The organism is Desulfosarcina sp. (genome assembly GCF_041551955.1).
Taxonomy (GTDB): domain Bacteria; phylum Desulfobacterota; class Desulfobacteria; order Desulfobacterales; family Desulfosarcinaceae; genus Desulfosarcina.
In genome coordinates this window covers 23,821-31,078 of sequence record NZ_JBFELV010000006.1, presented here as the reverse complement: position 1 = coordinate 31,078, position 7,258 = coordinate 23,821, and the positions used below count along the sequence as shown (strand labels likewise).

8 protein-coding genes and 1 pseudogene are annotated in these 7,258 nt (G+C 49.9%); all 9 read left to right on the top strand.

Translation table 11 applies throughout. From position 1 onward, the window contains the following. On the top strand, nt 1–408 hold a 408-nt coding region (gene ccsA, locus ABYV26_RS01225; protein WP_372677394.1), incomplete at its 5' end, for a cytochrome c biogenesis protein CcsA. Between the two features lie 61 nt (nt 409–469). Further along, complete coding sequence (locus tag ABYV26_RS01220; protein ID WP_372677392.1) at nt 470–1,042, top strand: redoxin domain-containing protein; 573 nt, start codon at nt 470–472, stop codon at nt 1,040–1,042. Nucleotides 1,043–1,114: 72 nt separating this feature from the next. Further along, complete coding sequence (locus ABYV26_RS01215) at nt 1,115–1,552, top strand: disulfide bond formation protein B (RefSeq protein WP_372677390.1); 438 nt, start codon at nt 1,115–1,117, stop codon at nt 1,550–1,552. Next, nucleotides 1,549–2,199: a DsbA family protein gene (locus ABYV26_RS01210; RefSeq protein WP_372677388.1), complete on the top strand. Its 651-nt coding sequence runs from the start codon at nt 1,549–1,551 to the stop codon at nt 2,197–2,199. The genes ABYV26_RS01215 and ABYV26_RS01210 overlap by 4 nt, the downstream gene beginning before the upstream one ends. Nucleotides 2,200–2,201: 2 nt before the next feature. After that, nucleotides 2,202–2,930: a cytochrome c biogenesis CcdA family protein gene (locus ABYV26_RS01205; protein ID WP_372677386.1), complete on the top strand. Its 729-nt coding sequence runs from the start codon at nt 2,202–2,204 to the stop codon at nt 2,928–2,930. A 655-nt stretch (nt 2,931–3,585) separates the two neighbouring features. Then, nucleotides 3,586–5,133: pseudogene (locus tag ABYV26_RS01200) on the top strand (L-lactate permease). A gap of 15 nt (nt 5,134–5,148) precedes the next feature. Beyond that, nucleotides 5,149–5,322 carry a hypothetical protein gene (locus tag ABYV26_RS01195; protein WP_372677384.1) on the top strand — a complete coding sequence of 58 codons (174 nt, stop codon included), beginning with the start codon at nt 5,149–5,151 and terminating at the stop codon, nt 5,320–5,322. Between the two features lie 34 nt (nt 5,323–5,356). Further along, nucleotides 5,357–6,094 (top strand): FadR/GntR family transcriptional regulator, encoded by a 738-nt coding sequence (locus tag ABYV26_RS01190; protein WP_372677382.1) that lies wholly within the window; start codon nt 5,357–5,359, stop codon nt 6,092–6,094. Nucleotides 6,095–6,105: 11 nt separating this feature from the next. After that, nucleotides 6,106–7,254, top strand: coding sequence for a uroporphyrinogen decarboxylase family protein (locus ABYV26_RS01185; protein ID WP_372677380.1), 1,149 nt, complete (start codon nt 6,106–6,108; stop codon nt 7,252–7,254). The last annotated feature ends 4 nt before the right edge of the window (nt 7,255–7,258 follow it).

Below are 7,258 nucleotides of genomic sequence, written 5' to 3'. Positions count from 1 at the left end.
TATGCAGCCTTTGCCATCGCCTTCGGCCTCGCTCTAATGTATTTGGCCAAAAAGAACGACCAGGCGCCTGTTGGCACATTGCGTTCAAGACTTCCCAAGCAACGCCTTTTAGATGAACTCACTCACCAAATGGTTCTGTTCGGATTCCTCTTTTTGACCGCCGGAATCATATCGGGTGCAGTTTGGGCAAATTCTGCATGGGGTCGCTATTGGGGCTGGGACCCGAAAGAGACCTGGTCCCTGATAACCTGGTTCGTTTATGCAACGTTATTGCATGCAAGGCTGATGAGAGGCTGGCGCGGCAAACGAATTGCCGTCTTTTCGATGATCGGTTTTGCTGCCGTATTGTTCACCTATTTTGGCGTCAATTACTTGCCGGGCCTTCACAGCTATGGATCGGCAGGGTGATTGGCAAATGTTGGTTTTGTGCATCAACTAATTAGGACCGAGAATCTGAGGCTAAAATGACATGAGTGAAAATTCAGATCAGGGTACGGGGATAAAATTCCAGAATGTAATTCTACTTGGATTGATCGTGGCAGGTATTGGTATCGTTATTATGCTGCAATCCAAAGATACTTTGTTCAACCCTACCTCCACACCGTTGCTAAAGAAAGGCACTCCTGCGCCGGATTTTACTTTGCCCGGCCTTGACGGAGAAATGGTCCGTCTGGCTGACCAGAAAGGCAAGGTGGTCTTTCTCAATATCTGGGCCACCTGGTGCCCGCCCTGTGTGCAGGAGATGCCCTCCATGGAAAAGCTATACCAGCAGCTCAAGGGCGAGGACTTCGAGATTCTGGCGGTCAGCATCGACAAGAAAGGCGCCGAAGCCGTACTCCCTTTCATGAAGAAGCACAACCTGAGCTTCACCGCTCTGATCGACGCCAAGGAATCAATGAAATATAAATATCAAACCACGGGCGTGCCAGAAACCTTCATCATCGACAAGAACGGGATTATTGTCGAAAAAGTGATCGGTGCCAGGGACTGGGCGACACCCGATGCTATTGGTTTTTTGCGGAATTTAATTCAGAGAAATTAACGAAAAAAAATCTGCTCTGAAGAATGTCCGGATCAATCCCGAATCACGCTACCTAATATGAAAGAGAGTCATATGCCTCAAAAAGATCAAACGTCCAATGCGAACTGGACGATCATTTTCATATGCTGGTTGATCGCTGCGATCTCATCACTGGGCAGCCTGTTCTTCAGTGAAGTGATGGCGTTTGCGCCATGTGCCTTGTGCTGGTATCAGCGCATCTTCATGTTCCCGCTGGTGCTTGTATTCCTGAGCGGATTGTTCCCGCTGGATAAAAATGTAATCAAGTATGCACTGCCGATATCGATAGTGGGCTGGGCCTTCGCGTTCTATCACTTCCTGGTCTACTCCGGGTTTATCCCAGAGCGACTGCAGCCCTGCGGTGAAGGTGTACCATGTTCAGAGACCTATATCGATGTGTTCGGATTCTTGACAATCCCCATGCTGTCGCTGTTGTCGTTCACGGGGATTATTGTACTGTTGTTTGTCTATAAAAGGAGGCTTGCCATATGAAAAAACAGTATATCGTTATAATTTCAAGCGTTTTACTTGTGCTTTTATTTGTTGTTGGCGTCCAGATTTACAAAGGTCAGCAAAATAAGAAATACGGATTTTTGGCCGCTAACAATGCATCCCTTTTTGTCCGGGAGCATTCGCCGACGTTAGGAAGCGACGACGCCAAGGTCTACCTGATCAAATTTACCGATCCGGCCTGCGAAACCTGCAGTGCGTTCCATCCTTACGTTAAAAAGCTGATGGACGCCCATCCAGGCAAGATCAAGCTGGTCATTCGCTACAACCCTCTGCATGAAGGCGCGGATTACCCCGTCAAGATACTGGAGGCGGCACGGAAACAGGGCAAATTCTGGGAGACAATAGATATCCTATACCGCACCCAAGGACACTGGACCAGCCATCACATAGTCCAACCCCAGAAACTTTGGCGCATACTGCCCATGGCCGGGATAGATGTTGAAAAGATCAAAAAGGATATGAACGATCCGGCCATAGAGAAACTGATCAAGCAGGACCTGGCCGATGCGGAGGCACTCGGGGTCAACAAAACGCCGGGATTCTTTGTCAACGGCAAACCACTGACCAGTTTTGGCCGCAGCCAATTAAGGCAGCTGGTGGAATCCGAAATCAAGGAAAATTATTAGCCATGGAACAGGAATTATCGTTTCTGATTGTTTTTTCAGCGGGGCTGTTATCCTTTCTGTCTCCATGCGTGCTGCCCCTCATACCGGGATACATCGCATTCGTTACCGGCATCTCTGTCGCTGATCTAACCGATCAAGGCGGGTCACGTAGAAAAATGGCATCTGCCATGTTTAGCTCTTTTTTGTTTGTTCTTGGATTTTCTGCTGTCTTCGTAGCATTAGGAGCAACTGCAACATGGTTAGGAGCCCTTTTAACTCGAAGATTGCCTTTGTTGGTGAACATTGCCGGTGTTGTGATTGTAATATTCGGGATACATCAACTTGGATTGTTAAAATTCAATTTTCTTATGTTTACAAAACAAGTTGATTTGTCTGCAGGGAAGCTAGGCCCTCTCAAGGCACCATTACTCGGAGCTGCTTTTGCCTTTGGCTGGACGCCTTGCATCGGGCCTATACTTGCCGCAATATTAACCTATGCGGCAACAATGGATACTGTGGGAAAAGGGATCTCGCTCTTGGTTGTGTACTCAGCCGGATTGGGAATTCCCTTCTTATTGACGACTATGGCAATGAATGTTTTTTTCACTTTTTTCTCCAGGTTAAAGACTTATATGGGACTGATCCAGAAAATTAGCGGTGGCATGTTAGTGCTACTAGGAATGCTTATGATATCAGGAAAATTGACCCTGATAACGTCTAAGCTGGGTTTTTTAAACCAATTAGTTTGGTAGTCTCCAGCTATAAATAAACAGGGTCTCCGATTTAGAGTACTGCATTAATTGCTATCCTCAATCCAAGATTTCGTACCCGCCTAAAAAGCAATTAAATTTGCGGTTACACACCGGTACATGGTGATATTTGCGCCTACAGGTACCTGCTATAGCAAAACGCCCTGCTAAAAAATATGAGACCACAACATTTTGGGATTGAATTCTTTCGGAATTTAATTGACTTTCAAATTGCTATCACAGGTAAAAATCGATGGTCAATTTCTTTGATGCCAGCACATAACCGTTGCAGAGAGAGTTGGCGTTGTTGTGATACCATTCTGTCAAACGAGGTTTTAACTCATTTCTAAAATCTGTTAAATTAATTATAGGACGGGGCAGTTTAAGAGACCTGCCACCATCCGGGCGATCCTGAACAACGACCCGCCGTTTTTCACCTCCAACCACGCCCCGTTTTTCCATATAGGGAGCAGTTCAAGTCATTCCTTTTGACGGTTCGTCACAATTGAACCGCCATAGCGAGCGAACCTCCAATCGATTTTCATCCAAGTGGCGCAGTTTTCCCTATATCGTTGACAAATTGAATCCCATCATACAAATTGGTTCAACCAATTTATATTGGTACGTTCATCAATCTTGAACCCGTGTGGATCGTCGAATGGTTGATTTATTTGTGGTGAAATGGATCCTGGCGCTCTCCCCGATTTTGACCGTTCTGGTTTTAATGATTTTTAGAAATTGGAGCGGCTCGCGAGCCGGCGCCGCCGGCTGGTTCGTCTCACTGATCACGGCAACGTTTGCTTTTGGCGCCCACCCCGAGCTTATCGCCTTTTCCCAGGCCAAAGGCGCCTTGTTGTCCCTTAATGTCCTGTATATCATCTGGGCGGCGCTGTTGTTGTACCACGTGGTCAACGAGACCGGGGCCATCAAAGCAATCGGCATCGGCATCCAACGATTCAGCGGAGACAAATCCATCCAGATCCTCATCTTTGGATGGATTTTTGCCTCATTCCTTCAAGGTGTTGCCGGATACGGCGTTCCGATAGCGGTGGTGGCGCCGCTCTTGGTCGGTCTTGGGTTTTCGCCCGTCGTTGCCGTCGCCGTCCCGGCGATCGGCCATTCATGATCGGTCACCTTCGGTTCAATGGGCGCCTCTTTCCAGGCGCTGATGTCCGTATCCGGTTTGAGTGCCCCCTACCTTGCGCCATGGTCGGCCACACTCCTCGGGACGACCACCTTCCTTTGCGGAATCTGTGCCGTGCATGTGTATGGTGGCTGGAAAATGACCAGACACAGTGCGGTGGCGATTCTTGTCATCGGGACGGCCATGGCCGGTACGCAATACATGCTTGCCGTTTCCGGAATGTGGACGCTGGGTGGTTTCGGGGCGAGCCTGGTGGGACTGTGCAGCGGCCTTGTGGTGGCAAAGCTGAGAATCTACAATCAGGTGCCGACTTCACAAACGCAATCGGAGATGGGACTGGGGTGGGCGTTGTCAGCCTATTTCATTCTCATCCTGATTGTCTCTTCCGGCGTCATGATTCCCCCGGTCGAGGCCTTTCTCGGGCAGATCAACCTGACCTTGTTCTTTCCGGAGATCATATCGATGAAAGGATGGGTCACCCAGGCCGGAAAAGGCAAAGCCATCAACATATTCGGCCATGGTGGTGCCTTGCTTTTATATGCAACCATTATCGGTTTCTTGGTATATCGCGCCAAGGGTTTTTATCGATCCGATGCCTTGAAAACCATCCTCCGGAAAACATTTAAGAGTGGCGTGCCGACAAGCCTGGGAATCGTCAGCATGGTCTGTTTTGCCATGATCATGGATCACTGCCAGATGATAACCGTTCTTGCTGAAGGGATAAGTCGGGTTTTCGGCTCGGTTTACCCCCTGGTTTCGCCATGGATCGGTCTGCTTGGCGCCTTTATGACCGGCAGCAATACCAACTCCAATGTTGTTTTTGGGGTTCTCCAGCAAGAGACCGCCCAACTGAAGGGTCTCAGTACGGGATTGATACTCGCCGCCCAGACCACCGGCGGCGCACTTGGAAGCATGATAGCGCCGGCAAAGATCCTTGTGGGGTGTTCTACCGTCGGTCTGTCGGGGAAAGAGGGCCCTGTGCTCAAGGCCACCCTCAAATACGGACTGATCATCACCGGTGTGGTTGGAATGATTACCATGCTGTTTTCTTTTATCCGATAAACGGGAATGACATATATGGACGGTTTGCTAAAAAAACACGGCAACGCCCTGAAAACCACGGCGTTGATTCTGATGCTGGCAATCCCCTTTTTGCTCAATGCGGCCGCATCGCATGGCTCGATCCTCCAGGTCAAACTGCTCATGGCCGTTTTTATCGCCAACATGCTGTTTGTCATGAAAAACGGCTGACCGTTCATCTCGTAAAATGGTCAAGAGGTCTCCGATGATTAAAAAGCCGGGTAAAAACCTGACGAATACCCTGAAGGCGGTTACCAAAACCAAGCTTCATGAGCAGATCGTCATCCAGATCCAGGCCCTGATCGACAAAGGGCGCCTGAAACATGGCGATCAGCTCCCGCCTGAAAGAGAACTGGCGGCAATCTTCAAGGTTTCACGCCATTCTGTGCGCGAAGCCATACGGATACTGGAACAGAAAAAAATTTTGAAGAGCAGGCCGGGGAGCGGCACCTACATTATCCTGGAAGACGAGTCGTCCGTTGTCGAGTTTCTGGCCAGGGCGATTAACCTGGAGAAACACACACTTGCTGAGATTTTTCAATTCAGAGAACTGCTTGAACCTCAGATCGCAGGGCTGGCCGCGCAAAACGCGACCGAAGAAGATCTTTTTATCTTGGAGGAAATTCTTCATCGTCAACAACATGAACTGGATAACAACAAGGCGTCAACGGATCTTGATCAGGATTTTCATCGTGCGCTGGCCAGGGCTGCAGGCAACGCCGTCCTGTTGGAGGTGGTCGAGCTGCTGGATCACATTTTCCTGAAAAGCCGACATGCGTATTCGCTGCCTCCTCAGCGAAATCGACTATCTTTAAAAGGCCACCAAGAGATTTTAAAGGCAGTAAAAAATAAAGATTCAAAGACCGCAAGGGAGTTGATGACCGGCCATCTCAATGAAATCCAGGAACTGGTAATTTCGTCAAGCTACCACAAAAAAGCGTAAATGAGGCTCGCATGTCAATAGAAATGGAGACAGGCCCGATCACTTCCGAGGCGGTTAACCAGATAGCCGTCGGCGCCCAGAGCAATGATCATTCGGCTCAACTTGCCGGGGTTTCAACCCACCGTTTTTTTACGGATGCCGTCACGTTCGTCCGTGTTCAGCTGCTGGTCACCGAATTCTACAATCTCGATGTTCTCAGCAATTTCTGGGACGTGTACAACATTGAGGCCGAAGCGATGGGACAAACGGTGGTTTACCATCCTGGCGGGATACCGGATACGGATCGCACCCGGCCATTGATCGGGACGCCCTCGGACCTGGATCGCCTTTCCCCTCCGGATCCATACCGTTCCGGTCGAATGCCATGGGTCCTTGAGATCAACAGGAACTACCTGGAGATGGCGGGCACGCTCGAACGGGTCTATTTTACCGCCCCGTTCAGCCTGGCCGTTAACATTCGGGGATATGAGAACCTCGTGGCCGATATGTTCGAGAGGCCCAGATTTGCCCACCGGCTATTCCAATTCCTTTGCGATGATGTCCTTTCTCCATACCTTGAAACCATGCGAGAAGCAGCCGATATTCCCGACCTGCTCATGGACGGGCGCGACGCATGGGCCTCTCCGCCGATGATCAGCCTGGATATGATGGATGAATATGTGGTCGCTTATACGGAACGGTTGAGACGTAACCTGGGAGGCAATCTGATAACCAGAGGAAACTGGGGAGATGCAAAAAGCCGTGATCCGGAACGGTTCTTTTCACAAAAATGCCGATGCAGTCCCGGCTCCTTGAGCGTATTGGACCCTGACCTGTTTGAGGTCGGGCCCGAGCGGGTGAAAAGGTATGCCCGGCAACATGATCTATCGGTCGCCGCAGGGGTCGATGCGACACTGCTCAAGGATGGACCGGTTGAGGCCATCGTGCAACGGATCAAGCGTTATATCGACAAAATGGCGCGGGATGGCCGCTGCATGATCCATTTGAACCAGATTGCCGCCGAGACCCCGCCGGAACACGTTCACGCTGCAGTGGCGGCATGCCACACTTTCGGCCGCCTGCCTATCCCTGAAAACATAGACGATGTCCAATTCAACATAGCCAGTCGGCCTAGCTTTTCAGAATTTGTGCGCGAAAAAATGGGAACGGCAGGCATATGACGAT

Bases quoted from the DNA above. Each gene is read 5' to 3' on its own strand.
- ABYV26_RS01205 (WP_372677386.1), top strand. From the start codon at position 2,202: ATGGAACAGGAATTATCGTTTCTGATTGTTTTTTCAGCGGGGCTGTTA.
- ABYV26_RS01190 (WP_372677382.1), top strand. From the start codon at position 5,357: ATGATTAAAAAGCCGGGTAAAAACCTGACGAATACCCTGAAGGCGGTT.
- ABYV26_RS01195 (WP_372677384.1), top strand. From the start codon at position 5,149: ATGGACGGTTTGCTAAAAAAACACGGCAACGCCCTGAAAACCACGGCG.
- ABYV26_RS01220 (WP_372677392.1), top strand. From the start codon at position 470: ATGAGTGAAAATTCAGATCAGGGTACGGGGATAAAATTCCAGAATGTA.
- ABYV26_RS01215 (WP_372677390.1), top strand. From the start codon at position 1,115: ATGCCTCAAAAAGATCAAACGTCCAATGCGAACTGGACGATCATTTTC.
- ABYV26_RS01210 (WP_372677388.1), top strand. From the start codon at position 1,549: ATGAAAAAACAGTATATCGTTATAATTTCAAGCGTTTTACTTGTGCTT.
- ABYV26_RS01185 (WP_372677380.1), top strand. From the start codon at position 6,106: ATGTCAATAGAAATGGAGACAGGCCCGATCACTTCCGAGGCGGTTAAC.